Below are 19,527 nucleotides of genomic sequence, written 5' to 3' on the forward strand. Positions count from 1 at the left end.
GCGGCTGGTTGGCTCTTGTGGGTGATGCATCGCCGCCAAGAGCCAACCAGCCGCCGTGCCGTTTTAATCGTCTAGGGATCCAGGTCGTCCCCACCCATTCCGCTGATGTTGCGGGCGGCGGCAAAGGAAGCCCCGGCGAGAAAGGCCTTCGCGGTTTCCAGCTCCGGATAGCCCTCCAATTCGGCCCAGAAAGCGGGGCTGTGGTTGGGATGGATCAGGTGCGCCAGTTCGTGCAGCACCACGTAGTCGAGCACCCATTCGGGCATGCCCTGCACATGGTGTGAGATGCGGATGGTTTTGCGTGCCGGGGTGGCAGAGCCCCAACGGTCATTCTGGTTGCTGACCCATCGCACTGAGTCGGGGCGGGCGCGGGAGCCGAGATACTTCCTGCTCAGCGACAGGCTGCGCTGCAGAAGCGCTTCGTCACTGGCGGGGATCCTCCGCTGCCGCTCGCGCCGGCTCGCCTCCAGCTTGGCGGCCATGTGCGGCACCCAGTATTTTTCTTCTTCCAGCGTCAACCTGGCCGGGACTGCTATGACCGCTTGACCGTCCTCCCAAAAAGCGCTCAGCCCGGTTTTGCGCCGGGCGGTGCGCCGAACAATCACTGGATTGCCGTTGCTGAGCAGGTGCGCGGAGACGGAGTCCCCCAGCGGGCCGGGGGTGCCGGTGCCAAGGGTTCGACGCGGGGATGCTGGTGCTGCCATGCATCGACGGTACAACGAATCCCGGCACTTTTTGTAACTGCCACAGCAAAATGTGGACAACCCCTGCCTGTGGATAACTCTGCACGCCGAGCACGCCAACGTGCCATGATCAGGACAGGGAAACACGCTGGAAGAGTCTGCTCAACAGTGCGGGAGGGCATCATGGCAACTATCAATCCGGGGCTTCGCATGGTTCGCCGTGGCGGGCACAGCGTTCAGATCGGCATGGGCGCAGGCGGGAAGATCCTGACCGGGTTGCAAGACGCTGAAATGGAGTTCGTGGAGGCATTGCATCACGGGATTGCCGACAAGAAGGTGATGGAGAAGGCCGCAGCCCTGGGTGTGGACATCCTGCGCGCCCAGGAAATTTGCACGAAGTTGATGGGTCTGCTCTTCACCGACGCCGACCTGCGCACGCAGGGTTTTCGTGCCGAACGCCTGCTCCCCGAACGCCTTGCCCTGTTAGGTTTGTATCAGGGCCCCTGCAATGACTTCATGACCCGTCGCGAGCAGGCAGTGGTCCATCTCATCGGATTGGGGCGCACGGGGGCTGCATTGGCCGCCGTGCTGGTCAGCGCCGGTTTGGGCACCATCTTGTTGGAGGATGACAGGGCGGTTGCGGCCGCCGATGTGGGCCCCGGCGCGTTTGCACTCAGCGACATTGGCCTGGCCAGGTCCATTGCCGTGCGGCGCCAGCTGCTGCGAATTGATCCTGGCACCCAGGCCCATGTGGTGCACGACGGCGGGGCCTCGGCTCCCGGCCCGGCTTGCCTTGACCTTGCCGTCATGGTGGGGCATGACACCGCCTCAGCAGAGACTGCAGCACGTTTTCTGGCGGCCGAGCGTCCGCACCTTTTTGTGTTGCTCCGTGAGCAGGACGGCACGATCGGCCCGCTGGTCGTCCCGGGGGAAACGGCATGTGCCGAATGTGTGGACAGGAACCGCACCGTCGTGGACCCGCAGTGGTTGGACATCTCCGCCCAGCTTGCCGCCAAGGCGGCCCACCCCCCGGGGCGCAAGCCAAGGGCTGAACATCTGGAGAACGTGGCCCTGGCCATGACATTGGCCGGGGCGGCAGCCACACAGATCCTGCTGTTTCTGGATGCCGTCAACCAGCCAAATTCGTGGTCTTCGGTGTTGACCTTCCATCAGGACAATGGCAGGTGGACCCGGCAGGAGTTCAGCGCCCATCCAGACTGCGGCTGCCAGTGGCAGAATCAGTCCCTGGCCAGGATTTCCAAAACAGCCTCACCGTAACGTTCAAGCTTGGCCGGCCCCACACCCGGCAGTGCCGCCAGGGCGTCCAGGTCCTGCGGTGCCGCCTCGGCGATGGCCATCAACGTGGCATCCGTAAACACCACAAACGCAGGAACTGCCGCGCTTGTTGCCTCACCGAGCCGCCATGCTCGCAGCTGTTCAAAGACAGCCTCGTCGTAGCCTGGCGGGCATTCCACGCAGCGCCCCACCTTGCGTTCCGCCCCGGTGTTGAGGATTTTCCCGCACACCCTGCACACGGACGGCCCGGCTGCTTTTCGGGACTTGCGCGTGGTGGCCATGCGCGGTCCCGTTGGCGCCCCACCAACGGACCCAGGCCGCAAGGCGTCAAGGAAGCGCGACGGTTTACGGTTCGCCCGGCCGCCAGGTGTGCGCGCCGTGGACCAGGAAAAGTTCAGGAACTCCCGGGCACGGGTGATGCCCACATACAACAGCCGCCGCTCCTCATCCACCGTTTCCGGAGTGTCGGCAAAGGAGATCGGCATCAGGCCTTCACTCAGGCCAACAAGGAACACCGCATCCCACTCAAGCCCCTTGGCCGAGTGAAGGGACGCCAGGGTGACGCCCTGCACTGTCGGCGCGTGCTGGGCTGAGGCCCGGTCCTGCAGCTCAGCAACAAAGTCCACCAAGGTAAAGGTGTGCTCGGGGGTGCTGCGTGAAACCACCAGTTCATCGGCCAGCGCCACAATGGCGGAGAGCGACTCCCACCGTTCCCGCACGGCGCCACCGGTCTTGGGCGCGTCAGGCTGGTATCCCAGGTTGTTGAGCACATCCCGCACCAGTTGGCCCAGTGGTTCATCCTCTGCCGCACGGCTTGCCGCCCGCAGCTGCAGCATGGAATCACGGACTTCCTTGCGGGCAAAGAAGCGTTCACCGCCGCGGAGCTGGTAGCCAACCCCGGCAGCTGTCAAGGCCTGTTCGTAGGCCTCGGACTGTCCGTTGGTCCTAAACAGCACGGCGATCTCGCTGGCCTTGGTGCCGTGCTCAATCAGCGTCTTGATGCGGGCTGCCACGGCAGCCGCCTCAGCCTCATCATCGCTGCACTCCAGGAACTCTGGCGCAGGCCCGCTGGGCCGCTGGGCAAGCAGCTCAAGCGGCTTGGACCACAACGCATCGGCCGTCATCCCGCCGCTGCGCCTGCTGCCCAACAAGGTGTTTGCCAAGCCCACAACCTGCGGTGTGGAACGGTAGTCCCGCACCAGCTTCACCACATTGGCGCTCGGGTATTGCTTGGGGAAATCCAGGAGATGTCGCGGCGTGGCACCTGTGAAGGAGTAAATGGTCTGGCTGGCATCGCCAACCACGCACAGGTCGTCGCGCCCGCCCAGCCACAGATCCAGCATGCGTTGCTGGAGCGGGGACACGTCCTGGTACTCGTCCACAACAAAGTGCCGGTACTGGTCGCGCACGGTGGCGGCCACCCGCGGATCTTCCTGCAAGATGCCCACGGTAATCAGCAGAACATCCTCAAAGTCGATCAGGTTCCGGTCTGCCTTCACATCCTCATAGGCCTGGAACAGGCGCCCAACGGCCAACTTGTCCAGACCGCCCGGCTCGCCGCGGTCCACCGCCTTCACAAGGTACGTCTCAGGGGTCAGCATGGAAACTTTTGCCCACTCAATTTCGGCGGCAAGGTCCCTAATCGCGGCCCTGTCCGTGGGCAGCCGCAGCCGCCGGGCAGCCTCGGCAATAATTTGCGCCTTATGGTCCAGCAGCCCCGGGAGCTGACCTCCGACGGCGTGCGGCCAGAAATACTGCAACTGCCGTAACGCTGCGGCGTGGAAGGTGCGCGCCTGGACAGTGCCCACGCCCAAGTCGCGCAGCCGGGTTCGCATTTCAGCTGCGGCACGGGCAGTGAAAGTCACGGCAAGGAGCCTGTTGGGGTTGTAAACGCCCGTGTGCACGCCATAGGCGATGCGGTGAGTGATGGCTCGGGTTTTTCCTGTGCCGGCCCCGGCCAAGACACACAGTGGCCCGTTCAAGGTGGTGGCAACCTGGCGCTGCTCCTCGTCTAGTCCTGCAAGGATGTGCTGCTCCGCTGTGTGCTCATCCATGACCGGAAGGCCAGATTGCTGCGGGTCAAAACTCATGCGTTGTCACCGGGCTCAAGTATGGGGCCGCCGTACCAGTGCTCAATCAGGGACCGGGCAATGGACAGCCTGTGCGAAATAATTGCTTCGCCGCTGAGAACTGCGGCCTGCAGTTCCTCGCGGCCGAACCAGCGGGCAGCCCGCACCTCCACGTTGTCAGGCGTGGCCGCAACGTCGGTGGTGTAGCCAATGAAGCCCAGCATGAGTGAACGCGGAAAAGGCCACGCCTGCGAGGAAGAGTACTCAAGGGCATGCATGTGGACGCCCACCTCTTCCTGAATTTCGCGGACGGCCGCCTCTTCAGCACTCTCGCCCGCCTCAACAAAACCGGCGACCGTGGAATACCTGTTTTCTTCCCACTGGAAGTTGTTGGCCAGCAGAATCCGCTCGTCGGCTCCAACGATGGCCACGATGACGGCCGGGTCTGTGCGTGGAAAATGTTCCGAACCGTCCTGGACGCAGCGCCGCATCCAGCCAGAGAACTGCGCCTCGGTGGGACTACCGCACCGGGGGCAGTTCGTGTGGGTGCCATGCCAATTGGAGATGGCTTGGGCAACCACAAAAGTCTGGGCATCGCCCACACTGAGTTGCCGTGCCGCGTCCCTATACCCGGCAAACTCGACGCCCCCAGGCAGCCAGGTGAGGTCACCGGCGTCGTACGGAAGAACCTGGAGCACAATGTCGGTGCCCGCCCGCAAAGGGTGCCCGTGGCCAGCCAACACCTTGCCGAGGTACACAGGGACCGTCCCGGCGGGAAGGGCAGCAGGGAGCCCTGCCGGGTCGAAATAGCCGACCTCGGAACCGCTCAAAAGCGCCTTGCCGCGGTGAAAAAACATCACCTTATGGGTGGGGGAAGCCAGCACCGCCGCCAAATACCCTGGTTCGCTGCGCTGCTCGCATTGGCGATCAAGCACGGATTCGGGTGAGGGGTTGGCTTTGGTCATGTTTCTACCGTACGCATCCACTGCAGATTTTGACATTCCTGCCGCCGTTACTGTGGATAACCATGCGCGCGTTGGAGGCGTATTTGGCCCTGTTGTGACAGGAGAACTTGCGACTCGCCGCCCCAACGACGCCGGGTTGGCGGCTTCGCGCTCTACGGTGGAGGGGTGAGAAGAATGACAGCAATTGAATTGGCCGCGATAGCCAGCGCCGCCGTGCCCGGACTCAACGTCACAGCGTTCGGTCCGGAACCCGATGATGGCGCCAATTTCTGTTCTGCCTTGCTTGTGGATTCGGAAAACCGCCGCTGGCGTGTGCGCTCCCCCCGCCATGCCGAGGCCAGCACCCGGCTGGAAACCGAGCGCCAGGTTTTGCGGGCCTTTTCCCCCGCCATCCGCGCCGAGCTGCCCTTCCTGCTGCCCACCGTCGCCGGAACCGTCAGGCAAGGCGAACTGATCACTTTTGTGTACTCGCACATTGCAGGCAAGGCCGAAACTGTGGACGACCTGGCCACCGGCAGTGCCACCCTGGCCTTGGAAATTGGTCGGGCCATCGCCGCCATTCATGACCTGCCACAGGAACTTGTCACCACCTTTGACCTGCCCAGTTACACGGCCAATGAGTTTCGCCAGCGCAAGCTGAACGAGCTGGACCAGGCCGCCACCACGGGCAAGATCCCGCCGTCGCTGCTGCGCCGCTGGGAGCACGCCATGGAGGATGTGGCCCTGTGGCGCTTCAATTCCTGCGTGGTCCACGGCGACCTGCACGAAGATAACATCCTGCTCGACGGCGATGCGGTCAGCGCCGTCATTGGCTGGACCGACCTGCGCGTGGGCGACCCGGCCGACGATTTCGCCTGGTTGGTGGCCGTCAACGACCCCGACTTTGTTGACACCGTCATGCAGGCCTATGCCGCGGCGCGCAACGAAACTCCCGACCCCCACCTGTTGCGCCGCGCAGCCCTGAGCGCCGAATTTGCGCTGGCCCAGTGGCTCGTCAAGGGTTACGCGGCCGACAGTGCCCGCATGGTTGAGGACGCCGAGTCCATGCTGCGCACGCTCGAAGCCGACATCGCCGAGCACGGCGGGCAGCCGATCAGCATCGAAACGGCCGTTGCCCCGGCCGCACCGGCTGAGGACCCTGCCCAGGTCCCACCGGTTGAGGTCGCTGCGCCGGCCGCCCCCGTCGTGGTCGCTGCCCCGGTTGTTCAAGTTGTTCCGGTTGAAAAAGTGTCAGCCGCACCTATCCCGGAAACGGCTGACCGGCCGGCAGCCCATGAAGAGCCTAAAGCAACGGACGACGCCGTTGCTGCCGCCGCCCCCGCTGAGGCCGGCACCGAAAGTGCCACCGGGGCAGGCACGGATGCGGCGCTCGATTCTGCTGAGGCCACAGAGACCTCCGAGAAGGATTCAGCAACAGCGGAATCCGGAGACTCTGGCATCACCAAGGCGGCAACTGAGGATGTGGACACCACTGCCATGAAGGTCATCCCGCTTGAGAAGTAGTCTGCGTGCCACCGCCGACAAGGTGGTGGCCCGAGCCAAAGGCACCGATCTGTGCCAGACTGTCGCCCATGGGGACAGCAAAGAGGTTTTTGGCACTCATCAGCACCGCAGCCGTCGCTGCCTTGGCATTGTCAGGGTGTGCAACACCGGCGGACATGCCAGTAGCCCCTACAACTGAGGCATCGGCTTCCACGCCGCCCACGGAGAGAATTCTGGCCGCACAGAAAGCCTTGATCGCAGAGGGACCGACTCCCGGAACGCTCATTGAACAGTCCACCGGTTCGGGAAAAAGCGTTTTCAACCTGTCAGGACTCACAGACAAGCAAAAACTGATTGGCCTGGTCATCAACTGCGACGGACCAGGTGGGTGGAGCGCCGGCATTTCCTCCGAGCAAGGGATATCGGGCAGCGGCGACTGTTCCCCGACCAACCACGGCTCCATGACTTTCGCCCCAGCAGACCCGGCAGAGGTCAGCAGCGTTACGGTGGATGTACCTGCCGGGACCACTTTCTGGATCACCATCTATTCAAACAGGCAACTGGCCTACGACAGCATCTACTAGCTCTTCTGATCTGACCCTCCCCACCGGCACCCCAACCTCGTGCCTTGGCCAGGGAACCCTGCCGGTGTGGGCCCAAGCAAACGGCGAAGATCGTGTCCAAAACGCGCATTTTCGCCGTTTACTGCGGGTTAGTTGCTTTAGAAACGGTATAGGCGTTGCTGACGATGGCTTCAAGCTCTTCCTGCCCAGCCAGGTCGACCGGGCGAATGAGCTTGTCCTGACCCACGTAGTAGAACGCCGCACGGACCTGGTCCAGCGGCACCTCCTTCAACCGTGACCAGGCCAGCCGGTACACGGCAAGCTGCACCCCGCGCACGGCGAGCTGCGCCTTTGAGGGGATCTTGCCCGTTTTCCAGTCGATCAGGTCCCAGCCGCCGTCGTCGTCGCGGAAGACGGCGTCGATGCGCCCACGGACGACGACGTCGGCCACCCTCGTCTCGATGGGGACTTCCAGATCGGCGGGAATCCTGGTGGCCCAAACCGAGTTCTTGAACGTCTCTTGCATGTCGGCCAGCCCGTAGGCCTCATCGACGTAGGCGTCGGCGCCGGGCTCCTCGTCAAAGTCGAGCTGTCCGGTGGTGGCAAAGAAATCCTCAATCCACGCATGGAACGCAGTTCCCTTGCGGGCTGCCATCCCAGGCTTGGTGGGCACGGGACGGCGCATGGCGCGGGTGACCTTTTCCGGATCCTCCCCCAGCGCCACGAGCCGAGACGCTGAAATGTGCGGAGGCAGCTCCACCCGCAGCTGGTCCGATTCCATCTGCTCCTGGGCCAGCAGCACGCTGGCTTCGGCGCCCCATCGGGGGTTGGCTTCCAGGAATTCCACACCTCCCGGCCCATCGGGTGTGCCGCCGACTCCAACACCGGTGGAGGCGGCGGCCACGGCCGCGGCCGACCTTTCCGCATTGTCGCGACGTCCAACGCGGGCGGCGATACCTGACCTGCCTACGATGACGGGGCCGTTGAGCGGATCGTACGGCCAGGGCGCACTTTCGGCCCCGGCGCTGACCGGGTTCTCGGCCCCGTCCTCCGGGTCGGCACCCCACGGGCCCCGCACGGCGCTCTGTTGGGCGCCTTCCGTGAGCGGCAGAAGCTCGTCCAGAAAGGGCGAGACGGCCAGCGGCTTTTTCCCGCCGCCCCATACGGTGCTGGAGCACATGAGGAAGTCGCGGGAACGGGTGAAGGCCACATAGGCCAGCCTGCGTTCCTCCTCCTCACCGTGGAGCTGGACATCCGCCGCGAACAGTTTCTCGTTCTCCATCAGGGTCTTCAGGTCGGGCACGTCCAGGTCCCACACGGGGAGGTCGTCCCTGTCCCCGCGCAACGGCCACGGCAGTGACTTCGCGCCCGTGCTCCAGCGGTCCGCACGGGTGCTGGGAAAGGCTCCGGAGTTCATGCCGGGCACAAAAACCACATCCCATTCCAGCCCCTTCGAGGCGTGCACCGTCAGCAGCGCAACAGCGTCCGGATTGCTCTCCACGGGCGTCATTTCCAGCCCGCCCTCTTCGGATTCTGCGGTTTCCAGCCAGCCGAGGAAGGCGTCAAGGTCCACTCTCTGCGCGGCCTGCATGAACGTCGCGGCGGCATCGGCGAAGGCGTCAAGGTGGCGCCGGGCATGATGGATGCTGGAGCCGGGTTTGGCTGCCAGTTCCACGTCAAGGAGCATGGTTTTCTCCACCACGCCGAGCAGGTTCACGAGATCCTCCCCCACAAATCCGCGCAGCATGCGCAGCTCATCGCGCAGGGCCAGCAGCCGGGTGCGTGCCACCCCGCTCAACGGCCGGGCGGACGTCGGCCAGTAATCCGGGCTCAAATAGTCCAGCGCCTCAACGAGTGATGAGGCGTCTACCAGGTCCGCCGTCACCACCGCCGGTTGGACAGTTCCGGCAGGTTCTGGCCCCACCTGCCCAGGGGCGCCCCCGGCATGATCCGGCGCATCGTCCCGCAGCACGGCTGCATCAAAGTCCACCCGGTGCTTCGCCGCCCACTCCCGACGGCGGGCCAGGTACCGGGCCCAGTCGGCCAAAGCCATCAGGTCGGCGGGCCCTATCCGCCAGCGTGCCCCCGTCAGCAGCCGCATGAGCGCATCCGAACGGCCGGGATCGGCGATGACCCGCAACGTTGCCACCAAGTCAACAATTTCAGGGGTCCCCAGTAAGCCGCTCAGCCCCACAATTTCATAGGGGATGCCACGGGCCTCAAACACTGACTGGAACCTGGTGAATTGTGCTCGACGGCGGCACAGCACTGCCACTGTCATGGCGCCTTGGGCCCCGCCCCGGTGGCTGAAGTCGCCCTTGCGGTCAAGGATCTGCTCCGCAATTGCTTCGGCTTCGGCCAGCTCGGTGTCGTAACGGGCCAGCAGCACCTCTCCGTCAGGTGCCTGCGGCTTTTCCCGCAGCGGCGAGACAACAACACGCGGCCCGGCAGCAGCTCTTTCCTCCCCGGACAGACCGGCGGCCAGCTTGGCATTGGCCTTGCGGGTTTGGGCCTGTGTCAGCTCAGCCGACATCACATTGGCCGCAGCCAAAATATGTGCGGAGTTGCGCCAGGCGATGGTGAGTTCGGCTGTTGGTGCGTACCCGCCGTCGGACTTGGGGAAAATCTCGGGAAAGCGGAACAGCTGGCCGGCGGAGGCGCCGCGGAAGCCGTAAATGGACTGGTGTGGATCGCCCACGGCGGTGACCGGGTGCCCGGCACCGAAAAGTTCCGCAAAAAGCTGCAGCTGGGCATGTGAGGTGTCCTGGAATTCATCCAGCAGCACCACCTTGTAGCGCTGACGCTCCATCTCGGCGGCGTGCGGCACGTCGCGGGCAATCCTGGCGGCCAGCGCCACGAGGTCGCCGTAGTCAAGGGCGTTGCGGCGGCGCTTGGCCTCCGCATATTTCTGCACCAGTGCGGCCACCGATGCCCGCGTGCGCAGGACGTCGAGCTGTTTGTTGACGACGCCGGTGCGCGGCTTGGCCGTCTCGGCAATGTACGGTAGTGCGCCAAAACTGGCTAGGTAACGCTCAATCGTGGCGATGACTGCCTCGGGTTCCTGCAGGTGCTCGGCGCACTCCCCGGCCAGGTCCATGACGGATTGGATGAGCGTGGATTTGGCCGCCGTGAAGTGCTCGTGGGCGCCGTCGTGTCCCTCGACAACTTCGCTGGCCAGCTGCCAGGCGTCGGCGGCACCGAGCACCACGGCGTCGCGTTCGATGCCCAGGCGCAGCCCGTAGTCCGTGACGATTCCGCTCGCGTAGGAGTGGTAGGTGGAAACCTTGGGTTCCAAGGCGTCGCGGGCTGCTGCTGCGGGTGCCAGCGCCACCTCGCCCGACCGGGCCAGGGTCCCCAGTTTGGCCAGCTGGCCGCGGATCCGAGATGCCAGCTCGCCAGCTGCCTTCCGGGTGAACGTGACGCCGAGGATCTCCTCGGGCAGCACCTGCCCGTTGGCGACGAGCCAGACAACCCGGTCGGCCATGGTGGTGGTCTTGCCCGAACCGGCGCCGGCGATGACCAGCAGTGGTTCCAGCGGTGAGCAGATGATGGCCGCCTGCTCTGCGGTGGGCGGGAATTGGCCCAGCAGTTCGGCCAGCTCGTAGGGGCTCAACACTGCCCGCGCATCTTGGGCCTCGGCGGCGGCCGCTGACTCAGCGGGGGAGGACTCAGCGCGGCTGGGCGCTTCTTCTGGGCTGGGTGCTTCCGCCGGACTCGTTGTGGATGAAGTGCTCATTCGGTGATTTGTTTTCCTTCCGGGCACAGCGGGCAGATGGTGGGCAGGGGGCAGCCGTTGCGTTCGGACCAGTCGGCTCCGTGGCGTGCCGGAAAGGCTGCCTGTGCCATGAGCAGTGCGGCTTCCATGACCTTCCGGGTGGGGTCGTCGTCGCTGCCGGGCACCATGGCTGGCTGGTCCTGGGTCTTGACGGACTTGGTGGCGTCCCCCAGGGGCAGCAGAGCCGCACCGCCGGAGGCGGCACCGGCCAGTCCGGCCGCCGCCGCCTGTTCGGCAAAGCCGCCCGCCGCCACCGCCACCTGGTAGGCACCCAGTTGCGGGTGCACGAGCACCTGTTCCTTGGTGGGTTTGCTGCGACCTGTCTTGATGTCGACGACGATCAGGTTTCCGTTGGCATCGGCCTCGAGCCGGTCAACCTGCCCGCGCAACCGCACCACGCGGGGCAGTCCCTCCGGCTGCGGCTCTTCCGAGGGCACAGCGGAACCGCCGCCATCCCCTGCAGGCGACGTCCCGCCGTCGTCCATTCTTGCGGTCCGAGCAGTCTCAGCAGGCAGCTCGCCCACGTCAACCGTGAAGTTCTGTTCCACACCAAGCAGGGTGCGCCCGTCCATGCGGGCGTCGATGACGTATTGGGCGAGTTTGCCCAGCATGTCCCGGGCGCGCTGATAGTCGCGGTCCGTTTCCCAGGCCTCGGGCAGGCCCAGTGACGGCCAGCGGCGCTCCAGTTCGACCAGGTATTCGTGGCCGGCGCCGTCCGGGATCTGCTCCGCGATGCCGTGAATGAGCGTGCCGAGACTGCGGGCAAAATCGGTGGTGGCCTCTCCCCCGGCGGCCTTGATGAACCAGTTCAAGGGGGATTTAAGCACTTCCTCGACCTTGGACGGCGAGACCACAACGGGCTCCCCCGGCGCAATGATGGGCGCCTCTGTGCTCAGCGGCAGCAGCCCCCACCATTGGTCCGGGGCGGCACCCGGCACCCGGTTTGCGGCCAGCACGGCGAGGATCCGCGCCGCCTCCGGATCGGCGCGCATTTCCGATTCCTGGCGCAGTTCGGCCACGAGCGAGCGCAGTGTCATGGGCCGCGGCACCTGTTCCACCGGGCGCACCGGGTATTGGGATTCGCCGCCGGAATCAGTGACGGGGATGTAGGGCGCGGCCAGGTCGATGAATTGGGAGGGCTGGAGGTCATGCCCGGCGGCCGCCGTGAGAATGAGTTTGTTCCCGGCACGGGAAATGGCTGCGGCAAAGCTGCGCAGCTCGTCGTAGCGGATGTCGCGCAGCCTGGCGGCCGGCTCAATCTGGCGCGCAGTTTCGGACCCGTTTTCCAGCACGTCAACCAGCAGCTGGCTGCCCAGCAGCTCACCGCGCAGGCGGGTGTTGGGCCAGACCCCTTCCTGCAACCCGGAAACAATGACGATGGGCCATTCCCGCCCCGCCGCACTGGCAGGGGTGAGGATTTCCACGGCGTCGCTGCGCTGGGCGCGGGCGGCCAAGGTGTCCATGGGCAGTTCCTGGCTCAGCAGGTAGTCAAGGAACTGCTGAGGGCTGGAACCGGGCAGCTGGTCAACATAGCGTTCGGCCGTCTGGAACAGGGCCATGACGGCGTCCAGGTCCCTGTCGGCGCGGATGCCCGTGGGCCCGCCGCGCAACGCCTGCGACTCCCACGTGCCGGAACTGTCGCAGGCATCCCACAACGCCCACAGTACGGTCTCCGCATTGGCGCCCGGCTCGGCAACGGCGCCCCTGCCCGCGGCGAGCATGGCCGCAATCCGCCGTGCATTGGCCGCCTCCCAGCCCAGCGGGGCCAGTTTTTCCGGGTTCAGCAACGCCTCAACCAGCAGCTCATCGCTGGCGCGCCCGCCGCCGTCGTGCAGTTCCTGCTGTCGCAGCGCCTGCCGCAGCCGTCGCAGATGCAGCGCGGTTGAGCGCCCCAGCCGCGAGGTCAGCAGCGCAACGCAAGCCTCGGCGTCGAGCGATTCCGGTGCCAGCGCAATGCCCAGCGCTTCAAGCAGCGGCCGCACGGCAGGCTCGTCGCGCACCGGATTCTCGGCCACAGGCACCTTGACGGCGATGCCTTGCGCGCTCAGGTACCGTTGCAACGCGGCCAGGGCTGAACCGGTGCGCACAATGACGGCGACTTCGCTGAGGCTGTGCCCTCGCAGGTGCTGCAGGTGCAGGATGCGCTCGGCCACCAGCCGCAGTTCATGCACCTCGGAGGCCACCACGTGGGCGGTGACGGCCGGTTCCCTGCTGTACACGTCTTTGATGGACGACGCCGGGTCCCCGGCCTGGGCCTTCGGGGCACCTGTCCTTGTGCCTGCCCGGTCACCTTCCGGGGCGCCTGCCCCTGCCGGCCAGGTGAACTCCCGGGCTTTGTGGCCGCCGCGGATTTGGAAGATCCGCTCCGCCACGCCCGCCCAGGCAGCTGCCAGTGCCGGGCTCATGCGGTGCGAGGTGGACAGCGCAAAGTGTTGCAGCGCCCGGTCCTCCGTGGACAGCGAGTCTGCCAGCGAGGCGACCAGGTCCGGACGGGCACCGCGGAACCCCTGCACCACGGTGTCTGGCGAGGCGGCCACAACGATGTCCTTGCCGCGCCCCACCAACGCCAGCAGTTCGTGGACTGCCTTGTTGGCCTCCTGGATGTCGTCCACCACGATCAACGCCAACCGGTGGCGTTCGCGGGCCAGGAACTCCGGGTCGAGCTGCAGCAGCGTGGTTGCCGCGGTGATGATGCCGGCGGGGTCGAAGGAGCCCGATTTTCCCCAATCCACCACGTCCCGGTATTCGCGGTACAGGGACGCCGCCGCCGCCCAGTCCGGGCGGTGGTTGGCTGCTCCCAGCGCAGCCAGCTCCTCCGGCACCAGGCCGTATTCAATGACGCGGTCAAAAAGTTGGCGGAGCTCCTGGCGGAAGCCGCGGGTCTCCAGCGCATCAGCCAGCTCCCGGGGCCAGTCCGGGGCCGTACCCAGCCCCAACTTGTGGCCGGCCAGCAGGTCCCTGATGATCAGGTCTTGTTCGGGTCCGCTCATGAGCCGCGGCGGGCCGTCAAGGTGCGGCATGCGCCCCTCAACCTTGGCCCGGCGCAGCAGGTCGAACGCGTAGGAGGACCAGGTCCTGGCCGGGGACGTGCTCAGGCTTTTGGTGAGCCGGGCGCTCAGGCCATCACGCAGCCGTGCGGCAGCCAGCCGGGAAGGTGCCAGGAGGAGCGCACCGCCGGGATCAACGCCGTCGTGCTCCATCCGCTTGACGGCCGACTCAATCAGTACGGTGGATTTGCCCGTGCCCGGGGCACCCCACACCAACACCGGACCGCTGCCGGGCGACAGTGCCACAATTGCTTGCTGGTCGGCGCTCAATTGCGGGGCGCTGCGGACGCTGTTGGCCGGCGGGACCAGCGTCAACTGCGGCAATGCGTGTTCTGCGTGCGTGCTCATGACTCCAGTCCACCACGAGGGTCTGACATTGTGGCACGCGGGCGGGATCCGCCGTCGTCCATGTCTTCCAGGTCTTCCCTGGGAGCGGAATCGGCGGACTGCAGGCGGGAGGCAATGGCGTCGATCCGGTCAAAATCGGATTCGGACGGGTTCCAGCGGGCGGCCTTCATCTCGACGCCCCACGGCACCGCCTTGCCCGACGGCGTCCGGGCGGAAGTATCGCCGCGCAAGGGAGTGCGCTCGGCTCGGTAGTGCGTCAGTGCCTGGCCCTCGTGGCACAGCGGCGCGGCACCGTTGGCGCGGATGACACGCCACCACGGGACGGCACTGCCCTGCGCGGACATGACGGCGCCCCCCTGCCGCGGCCCGCCGCTTTCCAACAGGGCCGCAATGTCCCCATAAGAGAGGACTTTCGACGGCGGAATGAGCCCCGCGACGGCCAAAACTGCTTCCATATACTGCTCACGCATGCCTCAAGCGTAGTCCGCCGGGGTATCCCAATGCGGCAATGTCGGTGGCAGAAGGTACCGTAAAGGCATGACTAGCTGGAGCATGCACCCCCGCGCCGCCTTCGATCTGGAGACCACCGGCAAGGACCCCCGCACGGCCCGAATCGTGACGGCGTCCATCGTGATCGTTGACGAGTCCGGGGCCGTTGCCGACACCCACGAATGGCTGGCCGATCCGGGCGTCGAAATCCCCGAAGAAGCCGCAGCCATCCACGGCATCAGCACCGCCCATGCCCGCGAGAACGGCCGGCCCTCCGACGTTGTGACGGCCGAGGTGGGTGCCGTCCTGGCCACCTTGTTTAAGAACAACATCCCCGTCATCGCCTTCAACGCCAGCTACGATTTCACGGTCCTGGCCAACGAGGCCCGCCGCCACGAGCTGGACCAGATCACGGCCGTGCCGGTCATCGACCCGTTCATCTGCAACAAGAACGTGGACAAGTTCCGCAAGGGCAGCCGCACACTGGTGGCCCTGTGTGAGGAGTACGGCATCAAGCTCGACGACGCCCACACGTCGGCTGCCGACGCGGAAGCCACGCTCCGGCTCGCCGATGCGCTGGCCGCCAAGTACAGCGCCCTGCGCGTGGATGTCATGGAATTGCACAACGCCCAGGTCGTGTGGGCACAGGAGCAAGCCGCCGATTTCCAGGGGTACCTGCGCCGCGTCAAGGATCCCGCCGCCGTCATCGAGGGCGACTGGCCGGTGCTGCCGTAGGCTGCGCCTGCTAGGCGGGCGCGGGCCCGTCCAACGCCCTGGGCCCTCGGGGCACAGGCATCACGCGGTGGCCCCGTTGTCACAGGCCGTCACAAACAATGCCTGAATCCTGCCCACTTTCGCTCATGAGCTAAATCACAGCCAAACAAATTCGGCATGGGGAACTTTCCTGCGCGTCAATCGTGCAGAGTCGCCAGCCTCACAGCCGCCCCCCACCCTCGGAAACACATCAATGTTCGCATCTTCTTCTGATGAACATGCTTATGGCTTCGCATAAATTCGCATCCGCCACAATTTCCGCTTGGGTGACATAATTTAGTTTTGCTGGCCGAGGTCTGCTAAGAAACTCCTGTGAGACCTCTTCCATGATTCCCGGCATCACAAGTATTCCCTTCCCGAGGCATTTTTCGGGCTGGATCCTGCAATGAAAGTGAATGTTTGATGAAGAAATCAGCCCTGAAGTGGCTCACAACCGTCCCCGTGGCCGTTGCCCTGGCGTTCTCCCTCGCTGCCTGCGGCGGCGCAGGCGACACCGCCTCGGACAAGCCCACCGACGCCCTGGCCGGCAGCGACCAGACGTCGCTGGACAAGTACACCACCGACGACGTCACCCCGCTGGACAAGATCAACGTCGATGAACTGGGCCTGATCGTTCCCGGCACCATCACAGTTGGCACGCTTTCCGATGCCCCGCCGAACATCTTCATCAAGGACGGCAAGTTCACCGGCTACGACAACGAGCTGCTGCGCGCCATGGGCGACAAGCTCGGCCTGAAGGTTGAATTCAAGTCAACCTCCTTCGCCTCCCTCCTGGGCCAGGTTGAGAACAAGCAGTTCGACGTCGGATCCTCCTCCATCTCCACCACCGACGCCCGCCGCAAGAACGTCGGCTTCACCAACGGCTACGACTTTGGCTACATGGCCGTTGTTGCCATGGACAAGACGCCCATCAAGGGCTTCGCCGACCTGACGGACAAGACCCGCATTGGCGTAGTCCAGGGCACCGTCCAGGATGATTACGTCACCAACACGCTCAAGTACGAGCCGGTCCGCTTCAAGGACTACAACATTGCCTACGCAAATCTGAAGAACGGCCAGATTGACGCCTGGGTTGCCCCCTCGCAGCAGGCTGAAGGCCAGGTCAAGGAAGGCGATGGCGCCACGATCGTTGAGAGCGTTGTCAACACGCAGAATTTTACCGCGTACGCCGTGAACTCCGAGAACAAGGCCCTGACCGATGCGCTGAACTCCGCACTGGATTCCGTTGTTGCCGACGGCACCTGGTCCAAGCTGACCAAGGAATGGTACCCGACGCGTGAAACGCCCACAGACTGGACACCGGGCTCCAAGGCCGTAACGGTTCCGAAGGCCTAATTTATGGATGTTCTCGAGCAGCTTGCAAAGACGTTTTTCGATTGGGAAGCGATGGGGGAAGTCATCCCCGAAATGCTGACCGTCGGCCTGCCCAACACCTTGATCCTGGCAGTTTCCTCGGCCGTGATCGGTTGTTTCCTGGGTATGGTCCTGGCAGTGATGGGCATTTCCCGCAATCCCATCCCGCGCTGGATCGCCCGGGTCTACACCGATATTTTCCGCGGACTGCCCGCCATCTTGACCATTCTGCTGATTGGGCTGGGCTTCGGTCCAGTCATCCGTATCCTGACCGGTAGTACCAACCCTGTCCCCTTGGGTATTGCGGCGCTTTCTCTGATGGCGGCGGCCTACATTGGTGAAATCTTCCGTTCGGGCATTCAAAGCGTTGAAAGCGGCCAGCTCGAGGCGTCCCGCGCCCTGGGGTTCAGCTACGGTTCGGCCATGGTCCTGATCGTCATCCCCCAGGGCATCCGCCGGGTCCTGCCCGCATTGGTGAACCAACTGATCTCCCTGATCAAGGATTCGTCCTTGATCTTCCTACTGGGGCTTTTAGCCAGCCAGAGGGAAATCTTCCAGATCGGGCAGGACCAGGCTGCCAACACCGGCAACCTGTCCCCCCTGGTGGCGGCCGGCCTGCTGTACCTGATTCTGACCATCCCGCTCACCCACCTGGTCAACTTCATGGACAAGCGCATGCGTGAGGGCAAGGCCCAAAAAGTCGAACCCGACGCGGCGGCAGCAGTCATTGGAAAGGGCGTCTAGCGCATGAGTGAATTCAAGTCAGGCTCCCTGACAGCAACAAACATCCACTTGGCTTTCGGCTCCAACAAGGTCTTGCGCGGCATTGACCTGCATGTCCCTCAGGGCACCACGGCCTCGGTCATTGGGCCGTCGGGGTCGGGCAAGTCAACGCTGCTGCGCGTCATGAACCGGCTGATCGAGCCGGACCAGGGCGACATCCTTCTGGACGGACGCTCTGTTCTGCAGGACAACCCGGACGAGCTCCGGCGTCGAATTGGCATGGTGTTCCAGCAGTTCAACCTGTTCCCCCACAAAACCGTGTTGGACAATGTTTCCCTGGCCCTGATCAAGCTGCGCAAGATGCCCAAGGAGCAGGCCCGCGCCAAGGCCCTGGACCAGCTGGAGTTGGTGGGGCTCAAGCACAAGGCTGATTCGCGTCCCGGCAACTTGTCCGGCGGCCAGCAGCAGCGCGTGGCCATCGCCCGCGCGCTGGCCATGGAACCGGAGGTCATGTTCTTTGACGAGGCCACCTCGGCCTTGGACCCGGAGCTGGTCAAGGGCGTCCTGGCACTCATGACGGACCTGTCCCAGGGAGGCATGACCATGGTTGTGGTCACCCACGAGATGGGCTTCTCCCGCAACGTCTCCGACACCGTCACCTTCATGGATGCCGGCGTCGTCGTGGAAACCGGTTCACCGGACCAACTGTTCAGCGAGCCGAAGACGGACCGCCTGAAGGGTTTCCTCTCCGACGTCCTGTAGTCCCTTTCCTTACAGCTGTCCCGCAGAAAACGACGAAAATCAACGCGAAATCGCGAATCTTCGTCGTTTTCTGCGGGGCAGTTTCTGCGGGTCAGTTGCTTAAGATGGTGCCCAAGAATTCACAGGCTCATCCCAGCACCCCGGGCGTACGCTGGAGGCATGGTCCATCAGCAGCCGGTCCAAGGCTCTTTTGTCCCAGGCCGCCGAGCCCGGAACGTATTAAAACGCGTGCCGGTGTGGGCTTGGCGGCTGTTCATGCACGGCATGGGCAAGGTGGAACTGCGGCACCTGAACCAGGACCCCATCACCGGCATCAGGCACTGGCATGACATCGACTTTGTGGGCGACCACATCCGTTCGCACCGCCTGGATGTCCTGGCCCCGGTGAGCCCGGCCCGCCCAACAAACACCCCGAACAACTTACCCGTGTACGTGTACTTTCACGGCGGCGGGTGGACGTCCGGGGACAAGGCTTCCCTGACAAAATACTGTGCCGGGCAGGCGGCCAGCGGCGTCGTGGTGGTCAACGTCAACTACCGGATGGCCCCGCACTTCCACCTGGGCCACGTGTTGGAGGATGCCAATGCGGCGCTCGGCTGGGTGTCCCAGCACATTGGAGAATTCAACGGCGACAGCCAGCGCATCGTGCTCGGCGGCGATTCTGCCGGCGGCCAGATTTCCGCCCTCATGGCCGCAGCCACCTTCCGTCCCGAACTGACCCGCCACTACTCACTGGATCCGGTGCTGCAGTCGGGCCAGCTGCGCGGCCTGGTGCAGCATTGCAGCATCGTGGATTTCTCCGTGTTTTTTGACAAGGGTTTTGTCATGAGCTTGAACTTCATCCGCATGCTGCTGCCCCGCGGGGAGGCGGCTGCCACCGACCGGCACAAGCTGCGCGAGGCCGCCCACTACATGTCGCCCATTGAATGGCTGGATTCCCGCTGCCCGCCCGTCTTCATCACGACGTCCGAACGCGACTTCTTCTACCACTCCAACATGAAATTCATCCGGCTGCTGGGCGAGCACGGCGTAGCGGTCGATTCCATGGTCTACGGCTGGGGAAATTCCAACACCGAACATACCTGGCAGCAAAACTACCGCTACCCCGAATCACAGGAGGTTTACCGGCGCCTAGAATCCTTTATAACGAAGGTGACGGTGCAGGCCTAGCCATTGCGCCGCCAGGCCCCGATGCGAA

General features: G+C 64.6%; 15 protein-coding genes. 8 read left to right on the plus strand and 7 right to left on the minus strand.

The genetic code is table 11. From position 1 onward, the window contains the following. Positions 1–71 precede the first annotated feature (71 nt). On the minus strand, positions 72–704 hold the full coding sequence (locus art_RS08475) for a M48 family metallopeptidase (protein ID WP_082000194.1): 633 nt from the start codon (positions 702–704) through the stop codon (positions 72–74). 162 nt (positions 705–866) lie between these two features. On the opposite strand from art_RS08475, the gene art_RS08480 reads away from it, so the two are divergent. After that, a complete protein-coding gene (locus art_RS08480; RefSeq protein WP_157875215.1) occupies positions 867–1,961 on the plus strand; it encodes a TOMM precursor leader peptide-binding protein in 1,095 nt (364 codons plus the stop codon). On the opposite strand, the gene art_RS08485 is transcribed toward art_RS08480, so the two are convergent. Both art_RS08485 and nudC read right to left on the minus strand, forming a co-directional pair. After that, on the minus strand, positions 1,922–4,033 hold the full coding sequence (locus art_RS08485) for an ATP-dependent DNA helicase UvrD2 (protein WP_038469360.1): 2,112 nt from the start codon (positions 4,031–4,033) through the stop codon (positions 1,922–1,924). The genes art_RS08480 and art_RS08485 overlap by 40 nt on opposite strands. Before the next feature lie 32 nt (positions 4,034–4,065). After that, positions 4,066–5,013, minus strand: coding sequence for an NAD(+) diphosphatase (gene nudC / locus art_RS08490; RefSeq protein WP_038464006.1), 948 nt, complete (start codon positions 5,011–5,013; stop codon positions 4,066–4,068). Between the two features lie 174 nt (positions 5,014–5,187). On the opposite strand from nudC, the gene art_RS08495 reads away from it, so the two are divergent. Continuing rightward, positions 5,188–6,516, plus strand: coding sequence for a macrolide 2'-phosphotransferase (locus art_RS08495; RefSeq protein ID WP_082000196.1), 1,329 nt, complete (start codon positions 5,188–5,190; stop codon positions 6,514–6,516). Here the strand turns inward: art_RS08495 and art_RS22505 are convergent. Further along, complete coding sequence (locus tag art_RS22505) at positions 6,497–6,673, minus strand: hypothetical protein (RefSeq protein ID WP_162182045.1); 177 nt, start codon at positions 6,671–6,673, stop codon at positions 6,497–6,499. The genes art_RS08495 and art_RS22505 overlap by 20 nt on opposite strands. On the opposite strand from art_RS22505, the gene art_RS08500 reads away from it, so the two are divergent. Continuing rightward, positions 6,672–7,079 (plus strand): hypothetical protein, encoded by a 408-nt coding sequence (locus art_RS08500; protein WP_162182046.1) that lies wholly within the window; start codon positions 6,672–6,674, stop codon positions 7,077–7,079. The genes art_RS22505 and art_RS08500 overlap by 2 nt on opposite strands. Positions 7,080–7,197: 118 nt before the next feature. On the opposite strand, the gene art_RS08505 is transcribed toward art_RS08500, so the two are convergent. The 3 genes from art_RS08505 to art_RS08515 are packed head-to-tail and all read right to left on the minus strand — an operon-like array spanning position 7,198 to position 14,698. After that, positions 7,198–10,794, minus strand: coding sequence for an ATP-dependent DNA helicase (locus art_RS08505; RefSeq protein WP_038464013.1), 3,597 nt, complete (start codon positions 10,792–10,794; stop codon positions 7,198–7,200). Next, the gene (locus tag art_RS08510; RefSeq protein WP_038464016.1) at positions 10,791–14,228 is read right to left on the minus strand and encodes an ATP-dependent DNA helicase; all 3,438 of its coding nucleotides are present in this window, start codon (positions 14,226–14,228) and stop codon (positions 10,791–10,793) included. Before art_RS08510 ends, art_RS08505 begins: the two co-directional genes overlap by 4 nt. Next, on the minus strand, positions 14,225–14,698 hold the full coding sequence (locus art_RS08515; protein ID WP_082000197.1) for an MGMT family protein: 474 nt from the start codon (positions 14,696–14,698) through the stop codon (positions 14,225–14,227). Before art_RS08515 ends, art_RS08510 begins: the two co-directional genes overlap by 4 nt. 67 nt (positions 14,699–14,765) lie before the next feature. On the opposite strand from art_RS08515, the gene art_RS08520 reads away from it, so the two are divergent. The 5 genes from art_RS08520 (at position 14,766) to art_RS08540 (ending at position 19,499) form a co-directional block, all read left to right on the plus strand. After that, positions 14,766–15,452 (plus strand): 3'-5' exonuclease, encoded by a 687-nt coding sequence (locus art_RS08520; RefSeq protein ID WP_038464018.1) that lies wholly within the window; start codon positions 14,766–14,768, stop codon positions 15,450–15,452. Positions 15,453–15,893: 441 nt separating this feature from the next. Beyond that, positions 15,894–16,826, plus strand: coding sequence for an ABC transporter substrate-binding protein (locus art_RS08525; RefSeq protein ID WP_038464021.1), 933 nt, complete (start codon positions 15,894–15,896; stop codon positions 16,824–16,826). 3 nt (positions 16,827–16,829) lie between these two features. Continuing rightward, positions 16,830–17,588 carry an amino acid ABC transporter permease gene (locus art_RS08530; RefSeq protein WP_038464024.1) on the plus strand — a complete coding sequence of 253 codons (759 nt, stop codon included), beginning with the start codon at positions 16,830–16,832 and terminating at the stop codon, positions 17,586–17,588. A gap of 3 nt (positions 17,589–17,591) precedes the next feature. Further along, positions 17,592–18,329: an amino acid ABC transporter ATP-binding protein gene (locus tag art_RS08535; protein ID WP_038464027.1), complete on the plus strand. Its 738-nt coding sequence runs from the start codon at positions 17,592–17,594 to the stop codon at positions 18,327–18,329. Between the two features lie 159 nt (positions 18,330–18,488). After that, the gene (locus tag art_RS08540) at positions 18,489–19,499 is read left to right on the plus strand and encodes an alpha/beta hydrolase (RefSeq protein WP_253901528.1); all 1,011 of its coding nucleotides are present in this window, start codon (positions 18,489–18,491) and stop codon (positions 19,497–19,499) included. The last annotated feature ends 28 nt before the right edge of the window (positions 19,500–19,527 follow it).

The organism is Arthrobacter sp. PAMC 25486, from assembly GCF_000785535.1.
Lineage (GTDB): Bacteria > Actinomycetota > Actinomycetes > Actinomycetales > Micrococcaceae > Specibacter.